The sequence below is a fragment of the Salinibius halmophilus genome, assembly GCF_003577475.1.
In the GTDB taxonomy this organism is placed as follows: domain Bacteria; phylum Pseudomonadota; class Gammaproteobacteria; order Pseudomonadales; family Natronospirillaceae; genus Salinibius; species Salinibius halmophilus.
On sequence record NZ_QPEP01000031.1, the window covers coordinates 1 to 695 of the forward strand.

Genomic DNA, 695 nt, shown 5'->3' on the forward strand with positions numbered 1-695 from the left:
AGGGGCCGACTCACCCTGCCCCGATTAACGTTGGACAGGAAACCTTGGTCTTCCGGCGAACGGGTTTTTCACCCGTTTTATCGTTACTCATGTCAGCATTCGCACTTCTGATACCTCCAGCGTGCCTCTCGGCTTCACCTTCATCGGCTTACAGAACGCTCCCCTACCCAGCATGTAAACATGCTGCCGCAGCTTCGGTGGCTAGTTTGAGCCCCGTTACATCTTACGCGCAGGCCGACTCGACTAGTGAGCTATTACGCTTTCTTTAAAGGATGGCTGCTTCTAAGCCAACCTCCTAGCTGTCTAAGCCTTCCCACATCGTTTCCCACTTAACTAGCACTTTGGGACCTTAGCTGGCGGTCTGGGTTGTTTCCCTCTCCACTACGGACGTTAGCACCCGCAGTGTGTCTCCCGGATAGTACTCACTGGTATTCGGAGTTTGCATCGGGTTGGTAAGTCGGGATGACCCCCTAGCCGAAACAGTGCTCTACCCCCAGTGGTATTCGTCCGAGGCGCTACCTAAATAGCTTTCGGGGAGAACCAGCTATCTCCCGGTTTGATTAGCCTTTCACTCCGATCCACAGGTCATCCGCTAACTTTTCAACGGTAGTCGGTTCGGTCCTCCAGTTGATGTTACTCAACCTTCAACCTGCCCATGGATAGATCACCGGGTTTCGGGTCTATACCCAGAGACT

At 53.4% G+C, this 695-nt stretch carries 1 rRNA gene; it reads right to left on the reverse strand.

The features are described from left to right. Positions 1-695, reverse strand: a 23S ribosomal RNA gene (locus DUW71_RS17505); the annotation flags it as partial.